Genomic DNA, 18,875 nt, shown 5'->3' with positions numbered 1-18,875 from the left:
ACACCAGGAGCCAGGGAGCCGTCACCATGTCCGAACCGTTTCGCAAGCGCTGGGGCCTGTTCCCCGATCCCGAGGTGGCGCGCACCATCGCCGCGCTGGATGCGCGTGCCGATTGCCAGCGCATCGTGCGCCTGATGGGCCAGTACGACATGGCCTGGGACATGCAGCGCGCGCTGGAGTTGGCGCTGTTCTACACCTATGGCAGTGACTCGGTCTCGACTCTGCTGAACCGTACCGGCGAGTTCCGTGAGCACGGTCAAAAGCGCTACGACGACACCCGCCTGCTGATCGGCCATTTTCTGGAGGCGGGCTGGGACAGCGAGGTGGGCGCGCAGGCGCTCGACCGCATCAACCGCACGCATGCGCACTACCGCATCCCCAACGACGACTACCTGTTCGTGCTGTGGACCTTCATCGAGTTTCCGCTGCGCTGGAGCAAGGTGTACGCGCGCCGGCCCATGACCGCGCACGAGCGCGAAGCCGGCTTCCTGTTCTGGACCGAGATCGGCCGGCGCATGGGCCTGCGCGACATCCCCCCCACCCGCGCCGCCTTCGATGCCTTCATCGAGGGCTACAAGCAGCGCCATTTCAAGCCCTGCGCCGCCAGCGCCCAGGTCGCCCAAGACACCTTGCGGGTGGGGCAGGCCTGGCTGCCGGCGCCGCTGCGGGGCCTGGTGCCCTGGGTGGTTTACAGCCTGTTCGACGATGATGAGCTGTTCTTGAATGCGGTGGGCGCGCGTCGGCCACCCCGCTGGTTCGCGGCACTGGTGCGCGGCAGCCTGCGCACCTATGGCTGGCTGCGCCGTGGCACCCGCCTGGGCGCCTACCCGCTGCGCCTGGCCGACACGCCCAACCGCACCTACCCGGGCAACCGTTACCGCATCGAGCAGCTCCAGCCGGTGCACCTGCAGCGCGCCGAAGGTGCGGTGGTGCCCCCATCGGATGAGGGCGCGGCGCCCGCGGGCGCCCCTGCTGGGCGTTGTCCCCACGCCTGGCGCTGATCTGCACCCCCAACGCGTGGGGGCCGCGCTATGCTGGCGGCTTCTGAAAGGACGCCCCACATGTTCAAAGCCATCCTCATCGAGAAAGACGACCAGGGTTACCGCGCCGGCCTGACCGAACTGGACGACATCGCCCTGCCCGAGGGCGATGTGACCGTGCGGGTGGACTATTCCACCCTGAACTACAAGGACGGCCTGGCCATCACCGGCCGCTCGCCGGTGGTGCGCAAGTTTCCCATGGTGCCGGGTGTGGACCTGGTGGGCACCGTCGAGCACAGCAGCCACCCTGACTACCAGGTGGGCGATGCCGTGGTCCTCAACGGTTGGGGCGTGGGCGAAACCCATTGGGGCGGCCTGGCGCAGCGCGCGCGCCTGAAAGGCGACTGGCTGGTGCCGCTGCCCGCGGCCTTCACACCCTGGCAGGCCATGGCCATTGCCACCGCCGGCTACACCGCCATGTTGTGTGTGATGGCGTTGGAGCGCCACGGCGTGACGCCCGCGCAGGGTGAGGTGGTGGTGACTGGCGCCGCCGGCGGCGTGGGCAGCTTTGCGGTCTCCCTGCTCGCCAAGCTGGGCTACAACGTGGCCGCCGTGACCGGCCGTCCGCAAGAGGCCGACTACCTCAAGGGCCTGGGCGCGACCACCGTGCTCGACCGCGCCGAGTTCACCGCCCCAGGCAAGCCCCTGGCGAAGGAGCGTTGGGCGGGCGCCGTGGACACCGTGGGCAGCCACACCCTGGCCAATGTGTGTGCCCAGATGAAGTACCGCGGCACCGTGGCCGCCTGTGGTCTGGCCGGCGGCATGGACTTCCCGTCCACCGTGGCCCCCTTCATCCTGCGGGGCGTGACCCTGGCCGGGGTGGACAGCGTGATGTGCCCGCGCCCCGACCGTCTGCAAGCCTGGCAGCGTCTGGCCACCGACCTGGAGGTGAGCCACCTCGACGCCATCACCCGCACCATCGGACTGGCCGAGGCGTTGGACGTGGCGCCCCAGCTGCTGGCCGGTCAGGTGCGCGGCCGCGTGGTGGTGGACGTGAACGCCTGAGCGAGAAAGTCTGAGCGGCCATGAGCTTGACCACCCTGCACGCCGCCTCCAGCGGCTTCGAGTCGGCCCGCCAGGTCGGCGTGTTGCCGTCGGACCACCGCAGCCACCGTCTGCATGGTCACAGCTTTGTCGCCCAGGTGCGCGCCGACCTGCCCGACGGCTGGGCGCCTTACCCCGGTGGCGAGGTGGCCGCCTTGCAGCAGCGCCTGCAGGCCTGCACGGCCCAGCTTGACTACCGCCTGCTCAACGACATCCTGCCTCTGCCCACCGACGAGAACCTGGCGCGCTGGCTGCGTGACCAGCTGGCGGTGCCGGGTCTGACCCAGGTGGGCATCCAGAGCACGGCCGACCAGGGTGTGGACCTGGACGGGCAGGACCAGGCCCATGTGTGGCGGCGTTACCGGTTTGAATCGGCCCACAAGCTGCCCAATGTGCCGATGGGGCACAAGTGCGGGCGCCTGCATGGCCACGGCTTCGAGGTCATCGTGCACGCCAACCAGGATGCCGGCGGGCGCGACCTGAGCATCGACTACGACCACCTGGACGCCATCTGGGCGCCCTTCCATTACCAGCTGCACCACCGTTATCTGAACGCCATCGATGGTCTGGACAACCCCACCAGCGAGGTGCTGGCGGGCTGGTTGTGGACGCGCCTGAAGGCGGTGCTGCCCGAACTGTCGTGGGTCACGGTGTACGAAACCGGTTCGTGCGGGGCCAATTTCAATGGCACGGACTACCGCATCTGGAAGGAGATGACGCTCGACAGCGCCCTCTTCCTGCGCCACGCGCCGAGCGATGACCCGCTGGCCCACATCCACGGCCACACCTACACGCTGCGCCTGCACCTGTCGGCGCCGCTGGACGCGGTGATGGGCTGGACGGTGGACTTCGGCGATGTGAAAGACCGCTTCAATCCCATCTTCAAGGCGCTGGACCACCACCCGCTGCACGAGTTGCCGGGCTTGGAGGACTGCGACACCGCCTCGCTCTCGCACTGGGTCTTGCGCGAAGCACGCAAGGTGCTGCCCCAGGTGGACCGGGTGGACCTGTACGAGACGCGCGGCAGTGGCGCGATCGCGCTGCTCGGCCATGAGGGGCCGGCGCTGCCGATCTGATCCGGTGCGCGGCGGGGGCGCCGTCTGGTCACCTGATCAGGGCGCTGTCAGCGATGCCGAAGTGGTGTGCGCCGGGCCTTGCGGCCCCAGATGCTGCCTTGCACCAGCAAGAGCGAGGCGGCCAGGGCCAGCGCGCCGTGCACCGGACGGGCGCTGAGCAAGCTCCACAGGCCCAGCAGCCCCATCAGCACACAGGCGCCGGTGGTGATCAGTCGCATGCGTTCCCGCAGCGACAAGGGGTGAGGTCGGGTGCCGTTCATCGTGCCTCCTGAGCCATCGCAGGCCGCAGGATGGCGACCCGGAATGCAGTTGTATGACTGCTTGGCGTTGAACGCAAGTCGGTATCCCCCTGAGTTCGCATGGCGCCGCTCGAGCAGGGGTGAACGGGCGCCGGCTTACTCGGTGAACAGCTTGTAGAGTCCCCGCAGGGTGAGCAGGTGGCCGGGGTTGCTGGTTTCATTGAGCAGACCGGCGATGCGCTGGCGGATGCGCGGGCTGCGGTTGGCGCGCCAGATCACCAGGTCGGCCAGCCAGGGCTGGCGGTTGACCCAGTTGGCCTTACGGTACATCTCATAGCGCGGTTGCAGCGCGTGCAGCTGGGCATCGTGTCGGTCGCAGGTGGCCGCATCGTCCAGCCCTTGTGTGCGCGCATCGATCAGGGCGCGGGCGGCCAGGATGCCGGTCTGCAAGGCCTTGCCGATGCCTTCCCCGGTGAAGGAATAGGTGCTGCCGGCGGCTTCGCCGCACACCAGCAGGCCGGGGCGGCTGAAGCGGGCCCCTTCCAGGCTGAAGCGCAAGGGGGCGCCTTTGAGCTCGCCCAGCGGGGTACCCTGGGTGACGAGTTCGTGGGCCAGGGGGTGGATTTCGGTCAGGCGCTGGTAGAGCTGGCGCAGGTTCAGCTTACCCTTGGCGCGTTCGCCATCGACGCCGTCGGTCAGCCCCACGCCGATGTTGAAGACCCCGTCGCCACACGGAAAGATCCAGCCGTAGCCGGGTTTCAGGGCATGGTGCCAGATGATCTCCAGGCCCTGGATGCGGTCGACCAGTCCGGGGTGGCGGATGTAGCCACGCAGGCCCACACCGCTGGGGGTTTGGCGCTCGGCCATGTCGGCCGCGATCAGCGCCTGTGGGGCGGCGCCGCTGGCCAGCAGCACCCAGGTGGCACGCACCTCGTGCTGGGCGTCGCCGTGTTGCACCCGGGCGCCGACCACGCGGCCGTCCTGTTCCAGCGGCGCCACGAAGCGCACGGGCGCGTGCATGCGGGCTCCGGCCGCCACGGCGGCACGGCACACGATGTCGTCGAGCTGGCGGCGCGGCAGCACGGCCATGTCGCCGGGCACGTCCAGGCGTCCGCCGCGAGGGGCCACGCAGCGGACATGGCTCACGGGCTGGGCCACCGCCATCACCGCGTCGAGCACGCCCAGTTCACGCAGGGCCTGGTGCGCGTCGGGGATCAGGCCATCGCCACAGATCTTGTCGCGCGGGAAGGTGTGCTGGTCGATCAGCACCACGTCGAAGCCCGCACGGGCCAGCGTCAGGGCGGCGGCGCTGCCGGATGGGCCGGCCCCCACGACCAGGACGTCGCAGTGGGCGGGCAGAAGGTCGAAAGCTAGGTTCATGGTGTGCGCCAGTGTAGCGGCGCCCCATGAATGCGAGACGGGCGCTGGACGAGCGACACGCTCACAGCGCCAGGGCACCCGCGTAGCCGGTCATCTCAAGGTAACCGCTGCCGACCACCGTGCCTTCGGCGTTGCGCAACTCGCTCAGGCCTTCCCAGTAGATGCTGCCGGTGCTGCCGCGGCTGTCGAGTTCTTGCGCGTCGAGGCGGGCGCGCACCTGAAAGCGCCCGGCGGGCGTGTCCACCGTCCACTCGACCGGGTAGCGGGCGCCGCTGGCGGGGCTTTGCCAGGTGCGACCCGGGGTGAAGCGCACATCGGGGTGGGTGAAGATCCGCGCGGCTTGGCCCGGCGTGCGCCAGCTGCCGCCCGTCCACAGTGTGCTGCCATCGCGGCGGCGCAGGCGGAAGGCGGTGAGCGCGCTGCCGTCGTGCAGGTTCATGCCGATCCAGTCCCAGCCGACGGCTTCGGGGTGCATCAGCGCCTCGCTCCATTCGTGGTCGAGCCAGGCATGGCCCCGCACGGTCAGTGTCTGGCCGTGCAGGCGCAGGCCGCCCTGTACCGCCAGATGCGGGTGGGAGTAATAGTGGCTGGCCTGGCTCAGGTCCGGGCCCTTGCGTGAAAAACCCGCTTGGCCTTGCAAGAGTACCGGCTGGGTTTGCGTGAAAGTCAGGTCGAGCCCGAAGGCGCGTGTCGGAATGCGGCTGCGGTACACGCTGCGCTCGGCGGGGCCGGTGCGTTGCAGTTGCCAGTCGCGCAGCGTGAGGCGGGTGTCGTTTTCAGAGGCGTCGACCAGCCCCCAGCCGGCGCGGGCGATGCGCTGGTCGTGCAGCAGCTCGCCGCGCTGCAGGTCGGTGACTGCCGCGTGCGCGAAGATCAGCTGGCGGACGGCAAAGCGGCTGGCGCTGTGTGCGGCCACGTCCACGCGGGAGCGGAAGAAGGTGATCTGAAAGCCGTAGGTGGCTGCGGCGGACGCGCTGGAGGGCCCGGTCTGCAGCGAGCCTGTGAGGTACCACCACTCGGTGCGCGTGTCCGGGTGGGCGCCGTGGTCGCGCGGGAAGCGCAAGACGCGGCCGGGCTGGATCAGGTTCTGACCTGATGCGGTCGGGTGCGGGGGTGTGGCGCTTGCCTGTGGCGCCACCGGCGGTGCCGAGGCCGCTGTGGCAGATCCTGGCGAGGGGCTCGCAGATTGAGCTTCATCCAGGGCGGGCAAGCCGATCAGCAGCGGCAGGCTGGCGGCCTGTTGCAGCCAGCGTCGGCGGGCTGGCCCGTCCAGGCGCATCGGCGGCGTCATTCGCGGGTGCCGATTCGATGCCGACATCACCAGTCCTCCTTCACGGCCAGCACCGCATCGCGGCCCACGGCGGCGCGGCCGGCCAGCAGCGCGGTCAGCGTCCCGGCCACCACCACGCTGGCGCACAGGGCGGCCAGGCGCGGCCAGGGCAGCAGCAGGTCCATGGTCCAGTGGAAACTCTGCGGGTTGACGACGTGCACCAGCACCATGCTGACCGCGATGCCCAGCCCCAGGCCCAGCAAGGCGCCCACGCTGGTCAGTGCCGCGCCCTCCCCGGCCACGATGCCCAGGATCTGTCGGCGTGTGAAGCCCAGGTGGCCGAGCAGGCCGAACTCCTTGCGCCGCGCCAGCACCTGCGCCGAAAAGCTCGCCGCCACGCCGAACAGCCCAATGCCAATGGCCACCGCCTGCAGCCAGTAGGTGACGGCGAAGCTGCGGTCGAAGATGCGCAGCGTGGTCTGGCGGATTTCGCGCGGTTCGGCGAACTCCAGCAGCGCCCCGTCCAGCCCTTGCGCGGCCGCGGTGGCGCGGATGGCGGCCTGCAGATCGGCGGTGCGCGCTTCAGGTTGGAGGTGCAGGGCCAGGTCGTTCAGGCCGGTGTCACCCGTCAGGCGTTGGTAGTCGGCCTCACCGATCACGATGGCACCTTGCTGGCGCGCGTAGTCGCGCCACACCGCGCGCACCCAGGTGGGCACGGGGGGCTGACCGGCCTGCAGCGGCAGGGGCAGCACGGTGCCGGGGCGCGCGTCGTACAGGTCCACCATGGCCTCGCTCACATAGATGCTGACGAAACCCGGGCGGGCCGGCACGGCATCGCTGACCAGGGGCAGGCTGCGCCCCGGAGCGTCGTCACCGGGGCCGTCGCCCACGGGACGGGCCAGCAGCGCGACCGCGGGTTGATCGGGTCGCAGGCTCAGGCTGCTGACGCGGATGCCGGTGGCGCGCTGCACACCGGGCAAGGCCGCGATGGCATCCAGAAAGCGGTGGTCCAGGTGCATGGCGTCGGCACCGGCGGCTGTTTTGGCCGTGCGTGCGTACAGGTCGGCGGGCAGCACCACGTCCAGCCACTGCGTGACCGAGCCGCGAAAGCTCGCCACCATCACGGTGAGCGCCACCGACAGGCTCAGGCTGGCAACCACCCCGGCCATGGCGACCGTGGCCGTGTGCCGCATGCGACGCGCGCGTTCCACCGGCAGCATCAGGCTGGCGTGGCGGGCCAGCGGGGCGCGGGGCCACAGGCCGAGCAGGGCGCCTACGGCGCCGGGCACGCATGCGATGCCGCCCACCAGCAGGGCCATCACCGCCAGGTAGGCGGCCACGGGCACGCCGCTCACGGCGGGCAGTTGCGCCAGCCCCACCCCGACCAGCAAGAGCAGCGGGCCGAACCACTGCTGGTGGCGACCCGAAGGCGCATCGCCCAGGCCTTTGAGCGCTTGCGCCGGCGCCAGCCGCTGCGCGGCGCGGGCCGGCAGCAGGCCGCCCACGATGGCGGCGACCACGCCCAGGGCGCCGTACACCAGCGCGGCGCCCGGCGACCATTGCAGGGTGGGCGCGATACCCGGGAAGTAGCCGCCCCCCAGGTCGCCGGCCAGCAGTTGAAGGGCGGTGGCCGCCAGGCCCGTGCCCACGGCCAGGCCCAGCACCGAGCCGACCAGGCCGATGACCGCCGACTCCCACAGCACCAGCTGCAGCCGCTCGCGCCCGCTCAAGCCCAGCACGCCCAGCAGCGCGAACTGCTGCTGGCGCTTGGCCACCGACAGCGCGAGGATGGAGAACACGAGGAAGGCCCCGGTGAAGAGCGCCACCAGGGCCAGCACCGTCAGGTTGACGCGGTAGGCGCGCGACACGTTGGAGACGCGCTGTGTGGCCGCCTCGGCCGAATCAGCGATCACGCCGGGTGGCAGCGCCAAGGTTTTCAGCAGGGCCTCGGGCTGGGCGCCGCCTTGCAGCTGCACATCCAGACGGCTGAGTTGGCCATGCAGGCCGAAGGTGTCCTGGGCGCCGGCCAGGTCCATCACGCCGAGGGGACCGCCGCCCGCGCTCACCGTGCCGACCACGCGCAGCGTCACCCAGCGCAGGCCGGCCTGCACCGCGAGGGTGTCTCCCGCCTGTACACCGAGCTGGCGCTGGGCGGCGGCGTTGAGCGAGATGCTGTCGGGCGCGAACAGGCTGAGGCGGTCGACGCCGGGTACGTCGGTGGCCAGACGTGGCACCAGCAGCGGCGTCAGCGGGCCGGCCACCAGCGGGTCCAGGCCCAGCACGCGCAGCGCCACGGGTGACGCCGTGCCGTGGCGTGCCTGCGTCTGCTGCTCGATCACCGGGTTGGCGATGGCCACCTCAGGGCGCTGCGCCACGGTCGGGTACAGCGTTTCATCCAGCGTGCCCCGCGCCGCGCGCAGGCTCAGGTCGGCCTGGCCATTGACCGAGCGCACCGCCGCGCTGAACTCGCTCAGCGCCGAGGCATTGATCAGGTGCACGGCAAAGGCCAGCGCCACACCCAGCAACACCGCCAGCACCGCCGTGCTGTGGCGCAGGCCGTGGTGGCGCAGCTCCTGCCAAGAGAAGGTGCGCAGCAGCCGCCCCACGGGGGACGACAGCCGGGGCGTGCCCCCCTCAGGCCGCATCGTGCAGGCCCTCGCGGGTCAGGCGCAGCACCCGGTCGGCGCGGCGCGCGGCGGCGCTGGAGTGCGTCACCATCACGCAGGCCGCGCCGTGCGCGCGGGTTTCGGCCACCAGCGCGTCCATGATGGTCTCGGCCGTCTGCGGGTCGAGGTTGCCGGTGGGCTCGTCGGCCAGGATCAGTGCCGGCCGGTGGATCAGCGCGCGTGCAATCGCCACGCGCTGCAACTGCCCGCCCGAGAGCTGCTGCGGCAGGCGCTCGCCCAGGCCGCCCAGCCCCACGGCGTCCAGCGCCGCGGCCACCCGTTGTGCATCGGGCGTGCCCAGCAGCATCAAGGGCAGCGCCACGTTCTGCGCCACGCTCAGGTGCGGCAGGACATGAAAAGCCTGGAAGACGAAGCCCAGGTGCTGGCGCCGGAACAGCGCCTGCGCCGTCTCGTCCAGCGCGGTGATGTCGGTGCCCTGCACCCGCACCGTGCCGCCCGAGACGCTGTCCAGCCCGGCCAGGCAGTTCAAAAAGGTGGATTTGCCCACGCCCGACTCGCCCACGATGGCGACGAACTCGCCCGGGGCGACCCGCAGGTCGACCTGGGAGAACACCGGCTCGGTGCCGTAACGCTTGCTCAGTTGGTGGACGTTCAGCATGGTGGGCAGCATATCGGCAAGCGGCGCACCCACGAAAAAAAACGGGCCCCGAGAGGCCCGTTCAACACGACAACAAGAGAAAACGACAGAGACAGTGTGAGTTCAGCGACTCACGGCGCTTCAGATCAGTGCAGTTGCAGGGCGCCAGCGGCCTTGCCCTTGCCGGCGCGGGCGGGCGGGTTGCACAGGCCGCACACGAAGTTGCGGCTGATTTCATGGGGGTGGGTGACGAAGTGGCCACCGCACTTGCTGCACTTGGTCATCGTCAACATGCCGTTGTCGATGAACTTGACCAGACGCCAGGCGCGGGTCACCGACAGCAGCGGCTCCAGGCCCTGGGTTTCGGTCTGTTCCAGGTAGAGCTGGTAGGCCTTGATCACAGCATCGATCTCTTCCATCTCCGATGCCTTGTTCAGGTACTCGTGGATGTTGAGGAACAGGCTGGCGTGGATGTTGGGCTGCCAGGTCATGAACCAGTCGGTCGAGAAGGGCAGCTGGCCCTTGGACGGCGACTTGCCGGCGACTTCCTTGTACAGGCGCAGCAGGCGCTCGTAGGACAGATCGGTCTCGGATTCCAGCACCTGCAGGCGGGCACCCAGGTGGATCAGGGTGATGGCGCGGTCGATTTGCTTGACTTCGGTCAACAGGCTCTTGCTACGCATGGTGGGACTCCGGGGTGTTTGTTCTGTCAGATCGGGATCAGGGGGCGACTCAGGCCGCTTCCTGGTGCTTGCCGGCCATCAGGATGGCGGCGTGCAGGCGGGAAGTGCTGTCGGCGCCGGCGCCCTTGCCGTGGTTGGTCAGCAGGGTCCAGACCAGGTCGTCGTCGACACGCATGCGGCACACCAGGGTGTTGCTCGATGCGATCTTCAGCACCTGAGCGGGCGACAGGGAGGCCAGACGGTCCGCGGCTTCTTCCGAGATGCCCAGGCGGAACAGGGCCTGCTCGCGGTCAGCGCGGATCAGGTTCTGGGCCAGCATCAGGTAGGACAGGTTGGTTTCGCGGATTTCGGCGAGGATCTGTTCGTTGTTCATCTCGGTCTCCTTGTCGCGATGTCGTTCGCGTTGTCGATGGATTTATTGTGCAAACAACGCCCAGTTTTCTTGATAGGAGACTGGCTGTAAGACAGGTCGGCTCCCGGCTACACGCCTTGTAAGAATTTGTCTGACAGAACGTCAGATAAACGGTGGAGAAACCATCCAGACAATTGGCTGGGAAAGTCGGTGCATTTGCCAGTACAGCAGCGCCGAGGCACGCACGATCTCGTGCTAGTGGCCCGGTTGAGGGCGGTGTCGCCCCGCTTCACACCCCGTTGATGGGGACCTTTGTCTGACAGGCGGATGACACCTTTGTCGATAGCCCTAGACAATTGGGTGAATACGATCAATCAATTCGCTTTATGCAAAGGGATCGCCTAAGATTCACTTCGTTGTCTTCACAACCCTAACCAACAGGAACCAAACAATGTCTCTGATCAACACGCAAGTTCAGCCGTTCAAGACCGAAGCCTTCGTGAACCGTGGCGGCAAGGGTGAATTCATCACCGTCACCGAAGAAAGCCTGAAGGGCAAGTGGTCCGTGCTGATCTTCATGCCGGCTGCCTTCACCTTCAACTGCCCCACCGAAATCGAAGACGCCGCCAACAACTACGCCGAGTTCCAGAAGGCCGGTGCCGAGGTCTACATCGTGACCACCGACACGCACTTCTCGCACAAGGTGTGGCACGAGACCTCCGACGCCGTCGGCAAGGCCAAGTTCCCCCTGATCGGTGACCCCACCCACAAGCTGACCCGCGCTTTCGACGTGCACATCGAAGAAGAAGGCCTGGCACTGCGTGGCACCTTCATCATCAACCCCGAAGGCGTCATCAAGACCGCTGAAATCCACAGCAACGAGATCGCCCGTGACGTGTCGGAAACCCTGCGCAAGCTCAAGGCTGCCCAGTTCACCGCCGCCAACCCTGGCCAAGTCTGCCCGGCCAAGTGGAAGGAAGGCGCTGCCGCGCTGACCCCTTCGCTGGACCTGGTCGGCAAGATCTAAATCAAACCTTGGTTTGATCTGTGTTGAGGCCTGACCTCATCACTTGCTTGAACATGCACACCCTGCGGGCTCATGAGGCTCGCCGGGGTGCCCCCTGGCCGCCCTTTCATCTTCAAGAAAGGGGGCCGGTTCTCAAAGTCGCTTGAAACACATAAGGAAGAAAGACATGTTGGACGATACCCTCAAGGCTCAACTCGGCGCTTACCTGGAGCGCGTGCAACAACCCTTTGAGATCGTCGCATCGCTGAGCGACTCTGAGAACTCCCGTGAGATGTTGGACCTGCTGCAGACCATCCAGGCTCTGCGCGCCGACAAGATCACCCTGAAGACCGACGGGCAAGACGCCCGCAAGCCCTCGTTCACGCTGCAGCGCGTGGGCGCCACCAACAGCCTGCGCTTTGCCGGCTTGCCGCTGGGCCACGAGTTCACCTCGCTGGTGCTGGCCCTGTTGTGGACCGGCGGCCACCCGCCCAAGGAAGAGCAAGACCTGATCGACCAGATCAAGGGTCTGGACGGTGACTTCAACTTCGAGGTCTACATGTCCCTGAGCTGCCACAACTGCCCGGACGTGGTGCAGGCGCTCTCGCTCATGGCCATCCTCAACCCCAAGATCAAGACCACGGTCATCGAAGGCGGTGCCTTCCAGGCCGAGGTCGAAGAGCGCGAGATCATGGCCGTGCCCATGGTCTTCCTCAACGGCCAGGTCTTCGGCTCGGGCCGCATGGAGCTGGGCGAGATCGTCGCCAAGCTGGACACCAACGCCGCCGCCAAGGATGCTGCCAAGCTCAGTGCCAAGGCCCCGTATGACGTGCTGGTCGTGGGTGGTGGCCCCGCTGGCGCCGCGGCTGCCGTGTACGCCGCCCGCAAGGGCATCCGCACCGGTGTGGCCGCCGAGCGTTTCGGAGGTCAGGTCAACGACACGATGGGCATCGAGAACTACCCGTCGGTGCTGGAAACCAATGGCCCGGCCTTGGCTGCGGCCCTGGAAGCCCACGCCCAAGCCTATGACGTAGACATCATGAACCTGCAGCGCGCCGAGGCCATCATCCCGGCAACGGAGCCCGGTGGTTTGATCGAGGTGAAGCTGGCCAATGGCGGCTCGCTCAAGTCCAAGACCGTGATCCTGTCGACCGGTGCCCGCTGGCGCAATGTGAACGTGCCCGGCGAAGCCGAGTACAAGAACAAGGGCGTGGCCTACTGCCCGCACTGCGACGGCCCGCTGTTCAAGGGCAAGCGCACGGCGGTGATCGGTGGCGGCAACTCGGGTGTGGAAGCGGCCATCGACCTGGCCGGCATCGTGGCCCACGTGACGGTGGTGGAGTTTGCCGACCAGTTGAAGGCCGACGCCGTGCTGGTCAACAAGCTCAAGAGCCTGCCCAACGTGACCATCCACACCAACGCCCAGACCACCGAGATCACCGGTGCCGACGGCAAGGTCAACGGCCTGAAGTTCAAGGACCGCGTGACGGGTGAAGAAAAGCTGGTCGAGCTTGAAGGCGTGTTCGTGCAGATCGGCCTGGTGCCCAACACCGAGTTCCTGCGTGGCACGGTGGAGTTGAGCAAGTTCGGCGAGATCATCATCGACGCCAAGGGCCACACCAATGTGCCGGGCGTGTTCGCGGCCGGCGACTGCACCACGGTGCCGTACAAGCAGATCGTGATCGCTGCCGGTGCCGGTGCCACCGCCGCCCTGAGCGCCTTCGATCACCTGATCCGCGCCTGATGAGACCTCCCCTCGGCCCTGACGCTTGAGCGGCGGGGCGAAGGGGGCTGCACCTCCTTGACCCGGCTTCGGCCGGGTTTACTTTTTGGGCGGGGTCACCGTTTCCAGCACCAGGTCCACACGCCGGTTGGCCGCGCGGTTCGCCTCGCTGTCATTGGGTTTGAGCGGCTTGGTGTCGGCAAAGCCGGTGGCACGGATGCGATCGGGCGACACGCCCAGCGCGATCAGCTGACGCACCACACTGCCGGCGCGCCCGCTCGACAGCTCCCAGTTCGATGGGTAACGCTCGGTCTGGATGGGGACGTTGTCGGTGTGGCCCTCGACCACGATGCGCTGGTTGGGCATGGCGTTGAGGGCCGGCACCAGCGTCGCCAGCATCTCCGCGCCCGGCCCGATCAGGTCGGTCTGACCGGAGGGGAACAGCATTTCGCTGTTGATGCGGAAGCTCACCACCCCGTCATTGACCACGACCTCCACGCCCTCGCCCAACTGGTCCAGCGGCAGCCCGGCCAGCGGGTCCTTCTCACGCGCCTGGACCAGTTGGTTGAGTTGCGGACGCAGGTTCAGCGGGGCCTGGGCCCGCGGCGCGGCCGTGCCGCCCGGACCCTGGCCTTGGCCTGTGTCTTCGGTGGCGGGTTTGGCAAAAGCCAGCATCACCACCATCATGACGAGCAACAGCGTCATCACGTCCAGATAGGTCAGCAGCCAGCTTTCTTCCTCGGTCTCCCCCGTGGGCTTGAGGTGCCAGCGGCCGAAGCGACCGCGTGCGCTCGGTGGCAGGGCCGCCGCCGGGGCGGTTGCGCCTCCGGTTCCGGCCGGCGCCGTGGCCGTGCCGGGGGGGGGCGGGTTCAGCATCTGCGAGGGCTCGTGTCCATCCAGTGGCGCAGCCGAGCGGGGTGCGTCCGGCATGTCGGGCCGAATGTCCGAAGGGGCTGCGGGGATCTCAGACGGGGCCATCGTGGGGCGGGCTCAGCGCTGGCGGGGCGCGGCTGGCTTGGTACCGACGTGCGCATCCGACAGTTCATCGTCGATCTGGGCCACGAAGGACTTGAGCGTCTCGCGCATCAGCCCTGGGCTGTGGCCCGCGCTCATCATCGAGATGCCTTCGAGGATCATGTTCATCAGCGCCAGACGGCGTTCGGTGCGGCGCTCCAGGCGCAGCGCCAGCGGCTTGAACACCATGTTCGACAGGATCACGCCGTACAGCGTGGTCAGCAGCGCGATGCCCAGTTGCACCCCGATGCCCTTGACGTCACCGGCGCCCAGCAGGTCCATCAGATTGATCAGGCCCAGCAAGGTGCCCAGCATGCCGAAAGCCGGTGCATAGGTGGCCATCACCTTGAAAATCTGGGCCTCGGCGGCCTCTTGCTGCTGCAGACGCAGCATGCGCCAGTGCAGCAGGTCCTGGATGTACTCGTCGGGGGTGCGGTCGATGACCAGTTGCACCCCGGTGCGCAGGAAGGGGTTGGTGACGGTGGTGAGGGCCTTTTCCACCGCCTGCAACTCGCCGCGGATCCACAGGCGCGAGATGTGCACCAGCTCCTCGATATGCTGGGCGCTGTGCAGGCGCTCTTGCTTCAAGGCGGTGGACGCCAGACGGAAGCTGCGCAGCACCTCGCCGGGCGGGTAGCTCATGAAGGTGGCCGCCAGCGTGCCGCCAATCACCACGGCGAAGCCCACCGGATCGACAAAGCGCATCGGGCTGTCCGCGCCGAACACGACGATGATCGCCAGGAAGAGCACCGTGGCGAGGATGCCGATCAAGCCAGAGGGGTTCATGGGCAGGGCGGGAATAGAGACGAATCCGAGTGTAGCGCGCGGTGCTTTGAGGCAGACTGTTTGCTCAGGAGGTAGCCCCACGATGTCCCGACCTTGGCCCAGTTCCGCGTTGCGGGTGATCGAGCGTGGCTGGCTGTCGTCCAACCAGTTGCTGTGCCTGGACGAGGAGGGCGCAACGGTGGTGGACACCGGCTACGTCACCGACGGCGCGGAGACCTTGCGCCTGATCGACGCGGCACGGGACGGGCGGCCTCTGCGCCGCATCGTCAACACCCACCTGCATTCCGACCATGCGGGCGGCAACGCCCTGCTGCAGGCGCACCATGGTTGCGCGATCTGGATCCCGCCGGGCGAGCACGAGGCCGTGGCCGCGTGGGATGAGGACCGCCTCAGCTACCGCGCCACCAGTCAGTTGTGTCCGCGCTTTCATGCCGACCACGTCTTCCAGCCGCACGACACCCTGCACCTCGGTGGCGAGGACTGGACCGCGCTGCCCGCTCAGGGGCACGACCATGCCATGGTGATGCTGTGGTGCGATCGCCTGGGCGTGCTGGCCTCGGCCGATGCGCTGTGGCAAAAGAGCTTTGGCGTGATCTTTCCCGAGCTGGCCGGGGTCTCGGGCTTTGCCGAACAGGCGGCCACGCTGGACCTGATCGCGAGCCTTGACCCCGCCTGGGTCATTCCGGGCCATGGCGCCCCGTTCGATGACGTGGCGCCCTCGCTGGCGGCCGCCCGCTCGCGCCTGCAGTGGCTGCAGGACGAGCCGCAGCGCCACACCGACCACGCACTCAAGGTGCTGCTGGCTTTCAAGCTGTTGGAGGTGCGGCGCATGACGCACGACGACCTCAGGGCGGTGGTGCAGGCTTCACATGCCGCCATGCCCGGTGTGCGGGCGCACCTGGGCGATGACGTGGCCGCTTTGAGCGCCAGTCTGGCCGATCAGTTGGTGCGCTCGGGGGTGGCGCTCTGGCAGGAGGGGGCGTTGGTGGCCAGCCGCTGAGGCGGCGCGCTGTGCAGCGCCTGCAATTGCGCCAGCATGGCGTCGCGCAGGGCCTGCAACTCGCCCAGGCGGGCCAGGGCTTCGGCGCTGCGCGTCTGGGCTTGCAGTGCACACAAGGTCTCGGCCAGCCGATGGATTTCGTGGTGCAGGGCGTCGATGCGCTGGCGTTGCGCGGGGGTGGTCAGGGTCTCCCACAGCTCCTGCGCCATCCAGCGACCCAGGTCGCAGTGGTGCACGTTCAGCGGCGGTGGCGCGTCGCGCTCCTGACGCAGGTAACGCTCAATCCCCTGTACCCAGGCGCGGTGCTTCACGATGGCCAGCATCAGTGGCACATCGTCGCGGTGCACCTGGCCCGCTTGCAGCCAGCGCGGATGGGGGCGCCATGATTGCACCCAGCCCGGCAGGGCGTCGGCGGGCATCGGGCGGGCAATGCCGTAGCCTTGGGCCAGCTCGCATCCCAGATAGAGCAGCATCTCGCCGTGGTCCACGGTCTCCACGCCCTCGGCGATCACCTGGCGGTGGAACGCCGTCGACAAGCCGAGGATGCCTTCCAGGATGGCGAGATCGTCCGGGTCGTCCAGCATGTCGCGCACGAAGCTCTGGTCAATCTTGAGCAGGTCTACCGGCAGGCGTTTGAGGTAGGTCAGCGAGGAGTAGCCCGTGCCGAAATCATCGAGCGCGAAGCTCACGCCCATGGCCTTGCAGGTGTCGATCACTTGAGAGATGCGGGCCAGGTCGCCCAGGGCGCTGGTCTCCAGCACCTCCAGCTCCAACTCCCCTTTGTGCTGGCTCGCGTGGGCGGCCAGCACCTGACGCAGGCGGTCCACGAAGTCGCTCTGTTGCAACTGGCGTGCCGCCAGGTTGACGCTCACCGGCAGCCGCAAGCCCTGCGCGCGCCAGGTGGTGATTTGCGCCAGCGCGGTGTGGATCACCCACTCGCCCACCTCAATGGCCAGCGCGTGGTCTTCGATGACCGGCAGGAATGCCGCGGGTGAGAGCAGGCCGTGTTCGGGGTGTTGCCAGCGGATCAGGGCCTCTGCGCCGATCACCTGGCCGGTGCGCAGATTGACCTTGGGCTGGTAGTGCAGCACCAGCTCGTCCTGGGCCAGAGCCTGACGGATGCGCTCCAGGCTTTCATGGTGGCCGCGCACATGGCGATCCTGCTCAGAATCAAAGACATGGCAGCGGTTCTTGCCCAGCAGCTTGGCCTGGTACATGGCCTGATCGGCCTGGCGCAGCAGCTGGTCGGCGTCCACCGCATCGGACTGCGGGTAGGTGGTCACCCCCACGCTGGCCGAGACCTGCAGGCTCAGCGGGCCGATCAGCACAGGTTGGGCTGCCGCGGCCAGGATGCGGTTGACCGCTGGCAGCCAGTGGCTGAGCTCACCGTGGTCGTGCAGCACGGCCACGAACTCATCCCCACCCAGGCGCGCCAAGGTGTCGCCCTCGCGCAAGGCGTCGCGCATGCGCAGGGCCAGGGCCACGAGCAGCTGGTCGCCCACTTCGTGACCATGCCGGTCGTTCACCTCCTTGAAACCGTCGAGGTCGAGGTAAAGCACGGCCAGGCGCAGCTCACGTTGCCGCGCGTGTGCCATGGCCTCGTCCAGCCGCGTGCCCAGCAGCACCCGATTGGGCAGGCCTGTCAGGGCATCGTGCTGGGCGTTGTAGCGCAGCTGCTCCTCGTGGGTTTTCAGCGCCGTGATGTCGGAAAACAGCGCCACATACTGCCGCACCTGCCCTTGCGCGTCTTTCACGGCGCTGATGGTCTTCATCTCGGCATAGTGCTCGCCACTCTTGCGGCGGTTCCACAACTCACCCTGCCAGTGACCTCGGTCGAGCAGGGCGCGCCACATCTCGGTGTAGAACAACCGGTCCTGACGGCCGGAGTTGAGCAAGTTGGGCTTGCGCCCGATCGCCTCCTCACGGGTGTAGCCGGTGATGCGGGTGAAGGCTTCGTTGACGTCGATGATGGTGGCGTCGGGGCCGGTGATCAGGATGCCCTCACGGGCATGGGTGAACACGCTGGCGGCCAGGTGCAGGCGCTCTTCGCTTTCCTTGCGTTCGATGGCGATGCTCACCAGGCGGGCCGTCTGCTCGATGAGCTGGATGTCGGGCGCCTGCGGGGTTTGCGGCTGGCGGTGGTAGATCGCAAAGCTGCCCAGCACCTTGCCGGCCGCCGACAGCACGGGCTGAGACCAGCAGGCGCCCAGCCCGGCGCGGGCCGCCAGGCCTTTGTACAGTTCCCAGTAAGGATGCCGCTGGATGTCTTCGACGATGACCCGTTGACCGGTGTACATCGCTGTGCCGCACGAGCCGGTGTTGGGCCCGATGGCCAGCCCATCGATGGCCTCGTTGTAGAACGCGGGCAGGCTGGGGGCTGCGCCATGCCGCAGGTGCACCCCATCGGGGTCCAGCAACAAGATGCTGCACAGGGTGGACGGCACCAACTGCTCGACGTTGCGCACGATGGCGTCCAGCATGGCCGGCAAGTCTTCTCCGCCCGCGAGCATTTCAAGGATGTGGCTGCGGAACTGCTCGAACTGCTCGGCGTGTTTGCGCCAGTGGATGTCGGTGAGGGTGCCGATCATGCGCAGGGGTTCCCCCTGGGGCCCACGCTCGACCACCGTCCCGCGGCTCAGCACCCAGCGGGCCTGGCCATCGGGCCGACTCAGGCGGTACTCGCACTGGTAATGGGGCGTTTCCTGGTTCAGGTGGGCGTGCAGGGCCGCTTCCACATGGGGGCGGTCGTCGGGGTGAATGTGGGGTGACCAGATCTCGCTGCGCGCGCCTGACAAGGCCCCCGGGTGCCCCAGCACCTGTTGCCAGATCTGGCTCAAACCGGCACTCAACTCGATGGCATCGTCGGCGATCGACCAGTCCCACACGCCGTCGCCAGCGCTTTCGGCTGCGCGTTTCCAGTGCGTGTCTTCCAAGCTGAGTGGACGGGGTGTGGGCATGTTCACCATTCTGAGTCAAGGGCCATGATTTGGGTGAATTT

At 67.9% G+C, this 18,875-nt stretch carries 16 protein-coding genes; 6 read left to right on the top strand and 10 right to left on the bottom strand.

Features of this window, described 5'->3' with window-relative positions; all coding sequences use genetic code 11:
- Positions 1–26: 26 nt before the first annotated feature.
- Genes WIT60_RS14870 through WIT60_RS14860 form a run of 3 tightly spaced genes read left to right on the top strand, consistent with a single transcriptional unit; the run spans position 27 to position 3,160 of the window.
- Positions 27–1,001 (top strand): oxygenase MpaB family protein, encoded by a 975-nt coding sequence (locus WIT60_RS14870; RefSeq protein ID WP_339584658.1) that lies wholly within the window; start codon positions 27–29, stop codon positions 999–1,001.
- Positions 1,002–1,061: 60 nt separating this feature from the next.
- Entirely contained in the window at positions 1,062–2,045 is a 984-nt protein-coding gene (gene acuI / locus WIT60_RS14865) for an acrylyl-CoA reductase (NADPH) (protein ID WP_339584657.1), read from the top strand.
- A gap of 20 nt (positions 2,046–2,065) precedes the next feature.
- Positions 2,066–3,160 carry a 6-pyruvoyl trahydropterin synthase family protein gene (locus tag WIT60_RS14860; protein WP_339584656.1) on the top strand — a complete coding sequence of 365 codons (1,095 nt, stop codon included), beginning with the start codon at positions 2,066–2,068 and terminating at the stop codon, positions 3,158–3,160.
- Between the two features lie 47 nt (positions 3,161–3,207).
- Here the strand turns inward: WIT60_RS14860 and WIT60_RS14855 are convergent, their stop codons facing one another.
- The 7 genes from WIT60_RS14855 to flhD form a co-directional block, all read right to left on the bottom strand.
- On the bottom strand, positions 3,208–3,420 hold the full coding sequence (locus WIT60_RS14855) for a hypothetical protein (RefSeq protein WP_339584655.1): 213 nt from the start codon (positions 3,418–3,420) through the stop codon (positions 3,208–3,210).
- Between the two features lie 135 nt (positions 3,421–3,555).
- The gene (locus WIT60_RS14850; RefSeq protein WP_339584654.1) at positions 3,556–4,779 is read right to left on the bottom strand and encodes an NAD(P)/FAD-dependent oxidoreductase; all 1,224 of its coding nucleotides are present in this window, start codon (positions 4,777–4,779) and stop codon (positions 3,556–3,558) included.
- Positions 4,780–4,840: 61 nt separating this feature from the next.
- The gene (locus WIT60_RS14845) at positions 4,841–6,070 is read right to left on the bottom strand and encodes a lipocalin-like domain-containing protein (RefSeq protein ID WP_339584653.1); all 1,230 of its coding nucleotides are present in this window, start codon (positions 6,068–6,070) and stop codon (positions 4,841–4,843) included.
- Positions 6,071–6,096: 26 nt separating this feature from the next.
- Positions 6,097–8,694 (bottom strand): FtsX-like permease family protein, encoded by a 2,598-nt coding sequence (locus WIT60_RS14840; protein WP_339584652.1) that lies wholly within the window; start codon positions 8,692–8,694, stop codon positions 6,097–6,099.
- Entirely contained in the window at positions 8,684–9,334 is a 651-nt protein-coding gene (locus tag WIT60_RS14835; protein WP_339584651.1) for an ABC transporter ATP-binding protein, read from the bottom strand. Before WIT60_RS14835 ends, WIT60_RS14840 begins: the two co-directional genes overlap by 11 nt.
- 125 nt (positions 9,335–9,459) lie before the next feature.
- Positions 9,460–9,996 carry a flagellar transcriptional regulator FlhC gene (gene flhC, locus WIT60_RS14830; RefSeq protein WP_339584650.1) on the bottom strand — a complete coding sequence of 179 codons (537 nt, stop codon included), beginning with the start codon at positions 9,994–9,996 and terminating at the stop codon, positions 9,460–9,462.
- 49 nt (positions 9,997–10,045) lie between these two features.
- A complete protein-coding gene (gene flhD / locus WIT60_RS14825; RefSeq protein ID WP_339584649.1) occupies positions 10,046–10,369 on the bottom strand; it encodes a flagellar transcriptional regulator FlhD in 324 nt (107 codons plus the stop codon).
- A gap of 430 nt (positions 10,370–10,799) precedes the next feature.
- On the opposite strand from flhD, the gene ahpC reads away from it, so the two are divergent.
- Positions 10,800–11,375, top strand: coding sequence for an alkyl hydroperoxide reductase subunit C (gene ahpC / locus WIT60_RS14820; protein ID WP_339584648.1), 576 nt, complete (start codon positions 10,800–10,802; stop codon positions 11,373–11,375).
- A gap of 166 nt (positions 11,376–11,541) precedes the next feature.
- Positions 11,542–13,098: an alkyl hydroperoxide reductase subunit F gene (gene ahpF / locus WIT60_RS14815; protein WP_339584647.1), complete on the top strand. Its 1,557-nt coding sequence runs from the start codon at positions 11,542–11,544 to the stop codon at positions 13,096–13,098.
- A 78-nt stretch (positions 13,099–13,176) separates the two neighbouring features.
- On the opposite strand, the gene WIT60_RS14810 is transcribed toward ahpF, so the two are convergent.
- Complete coding sequence (locus WIT60_RS14810) at positions 13,177–14,055, bottom strand: OmpA/MotB family protein (protein ID WP_339584646.1); 879 nt, start codon at positions 14,053–14,055, stop codon at positions 13,177–13,179.
- Between the two features lie 12 nt (positions 14,056–14,067).
- Positions 14,068–14,877, bottom strand: coding sequence for a motility protein A (locus tag WIT60_RS14805; protein WP_339584645.1), 810 nt, complete (start codon positions 14,875–14,877; stop codon positions 14,068–14,070).
- An 82-nt stretch (positions 14,878–14,959) separates the two neighbouring features.
- Here WIT60_RS14805 and WIT60_RS14800 point away from each other — a divergent pair, with 82 nt between their 5' ends.
- Entirely contained in the window at positions 14,960–15,877 is a 918-nt protein-coding gene (locus tag WIT60_RS14800; protein ID WP_339584644.1) for an MBL fold metallo-hydrolase, read from the top strand.
- Here the strand turns inward: WIT60_RS14800 and WIT60_RS14795 are convergent.
- Positions 15,817–18,834 carry an EAL domain-containing protein gene (locus tag WIT60_RS14795; RefSeq protein ID WP_339584643.1) on the bottom strand — a complete coding sequence of 1,006 codons (3,018 nt, stop codon included), beginning with the start codon at positions 18,832–18,834 and terminating at the stop codon, positions 15,817–15,819. The two genes, WIT60_RS14800 and WIT60_RS14795, sit on opposite strands and share 61 nt — an antisense overlap.
- Positions 18,835–18,875: the final 41 nt, after the last annotated feature.

Origin of the sequence: Aquabacterium sp. G14 (assembly GCF_037482285.1) — a bacterium.
Taxonomy (GTDB): domain Bacteria; phylum Pseudomonadota; class Gammaproteobacteria; order Burkholderiales; family Burkholderiaceae_C; genus Aquabacterium.
This window is presented reverse-complemented; position numbering and strand designations above follow the sequence as displayed.

Excerpts from the sequence above, each read along its gene's own strand:
- WIT60_RS14870 (WP_339584658.1), top strand. The coding sequence starts at position 27 with ATGTCCGAACCGTTTCGCAAGCGCTGGGGCCTGTTCCCCGATCCCGAG.
- acuI (WP_339584657.1), top strand. The coding sequence starts at position 1,062 with ATGTTCAAAGCCATCCTCATCGAGAAAGACGACCAGGGTTACCGCGCC.
- WIT60_RS14860 (WP_339584656.1), top strand. The coding sequence starts at position 2,066 with ATGAGCTTGACCACCCTGCACGCCGCCTCCAGCGGCTTCGAGTCGGCC.
- WIT60_RS14855 (WP_339584655.1), bottom strand. The coding sequence starts at position 3,420 with ATGAACGGCACCCGACCTCACCCCTTGTCGCTGCGGGAACGCATGCGA.
- WIT60_RS14850 (WP_339584654.1), bottom strand. The coding sequence starts at position 4,779 with ATGAACCTAGCTTTCGACCTTCTGCCCGCCCACTGCGACGTCCTGGTC.
- WIT60_RS14845 (WP_339584653.1), bottom strand. The coding sequence starts at position 6,070 with ATGACGCCGCCGATGCGCCTGGACGGGCCAGCCCGCCGACGCTGGCTG.
- WIT60_RS14840 (WP_339584652.1), bottom strand. The coding sequence starts at position 8,694 with ATGCGGCCTGAGGGGGGCACGCCCCGGCTGTCGTCCCCCGTGGGGCGG.
- WIT60_RS14835 (WP_339584651.1), bottom strand. The coding sequence starts at position 9,334 with ATGCTGAACGTCCACCAACTGAGCAAGCGTTACGGCACCGAGCCGGTG.
- flhC (WP_339584650.1), bottom strand. The coding sequence starts at position 9,996 with ATGCGTAGCAAGAGCCTGTTGACCGAAGTCAAGCAAATCGACCGCGCC.
- flhD (WP_339584649.1), bottom strand. The coding sequence starts at position 10,369 with ATGAACAACGAACAGATCCTCGCCGAAATCCGCGAAACCAACCTGTCC.
- ahpC (WP_339584648.1), top strand. The coding sequence starts at position 10,800 with ATGTCTCTGATCAACACGCAAGTTCAGCCGTTCAAGACCGAAGCCTTC.
- ahpF (WP_339584647.1), top strand. The coding sequence starts at position 11,542 with ATGTTGGACGATACCCTCAAGGCTCAACTCGGCGCTTACCTGGAGCGC.
- WIT60_RS14810 (WP_339584646.1), bottom strand. The coding sequence starts at position 14,055 with ATGGCCCCGTCTGAGATCCCCGCAGCCCCTTCGGACATTCGGCCCGAC.
- WIT60_RS14805 (WP_339584645.1), bottom strand. The coding sequence starts at position 14,877 with ATGAACCCCTCTGGCTTGATCGGCATCCTCGCCACGGTGCTCTTCCTG.
- WIT60_RS14800 (WP_339584644.1), top strand. The coding sequence starts at position 14,960 with ATGTCCCGACCTTGGCCCAGTTCCGCGTTGCGGGTGATCGAGCGTGGC.
- WIT60_RS14795 (WP_339584643.1), bottom strand. The coding sequence starts at position 18,834 with ATGCCCACACCCCGTCCACTCAGCTTGGAAGACACGCACTGGAAACGC.